Source organism: Mesorhizobium sp. M1169, assembly GCF_040318345.1.
GTDB lineage: Bacteria > Pseudomonadota > Alphaproteobacteria > Rhizobiales > Rhizobiaceae > Mesorhizobium.
The window spans coordinates 1-1056 of record NZ_JAMYME010000107.1 but is presented as its reverse complement, the minus strand read 5'-3'; the positions used below and the strand labels follow the sequence as shown (position 1 = coordinate 1056).

1 protein-coding gene is annotated in these 1056 nt (G+C 59.5%); it reads right to left on the bottom strand.

Annotated features, from left to right (window positions below; all coding sequences use genetic code 11):
- Nucleotides 1–961 (bottom strand): IS630 family transposase gene (locus NKH41_RS34015; protein WP_502906098.1). Its coding sequence is split into 2 segments (ribosomal slippage), with 959 coding nucleotides annotated over them: nucleotides 1–620 and nucleotides 623–961; the frame shifts between segments, so codons are not numbered across the junction. This gene is flagged as partial in the annotation.
- Nucleotides 962–1056: the final 95 nt, after the last annotated feature.

Below are 1056 nucleotides of genomic sequence, written 5' to 3'. Positions count from 1 at the left end.
TAGAGCGGAATGAATTTAGGTTGGGCATATCCGGCCTCGGTGAAGTAATTTTGGCATTCGTTTGAAGTGACAATTTTGAGGATTTGGCCGATGGCGTCACAGACGGTTTCGACTGTTCGCTTTGCAGCCTTGCGCAGCCAGTGCTTGAGCTTGGCGAAGAGCTTCTCGATAGGGTTGAGGTCGGGCGAGTATTTCGGCAGCAAGAACAGCCTGGCGCCGGCTGACCGAATGGCGCGGCGCACGGCCTTGCCCTTGTGCGAGCCGAGATTGTCCATGATGACGATATCGCCGGGCTTGAGAGTGGGAACGAGAACCTCATCGACATAGAGCTGGAAACGCTCGCCGTTGATCGGCCCGTCGATGAGCCATGGTGCATCGACGCGGTCATGGCGCAACGCCGCCAGGAAGGTCATGGTCTTCCAATGGCCGTGTGGCACCTTGGCTTTGATCCTCTCGCCGCGCGGCGCCCATCCTCTGAGCGGGGCCATGTTGGTTTTGGTCCAGGTCTCGTCGATGAACACCAGGCGGGAAGGATCGATACGGTCCTGATACTTTGCCCACTGTGCCCGCCGGCGCGCCACGTCCGGGCGATCCTGCTCAGCCGCGATCAGCGTCTTTTTTTGTGACTGAGCTTCTCGGCGTGGACGAACGCCCACACCGAGCGGTAATCGACCTTCAAGCCGCGCTCAGCCAACTCGATCACAAGACCGCGCAGCGTAAAATCCGCAGCCCGGCAGCGCACCAGCAGCCACTCCCGATGCTCACCGGCAATCTTCTTCGGCCTGTGCCCACCCATCTTGCCGGGCGCAAGACTGTTCGTTTCGCGTAAACGGCTCACCCATCTGATGACGGTGCTGATACCAACCCCATAGCGCGCCGAGGCTTGCCGTCGTGACAGCCCATCCCGCTCAACCGACGCAACAACCCGTTCGCGAAGATCCATCGAATAAGGCTTGCCCATCAATGCTGACCTCCTTGCCCAGCAAGAAGGTTGAATCAGATTTGCCCGCCCAAGGGAATCCCACGCCGATTCAGCCTCAAGTCATCCCGCTCTAG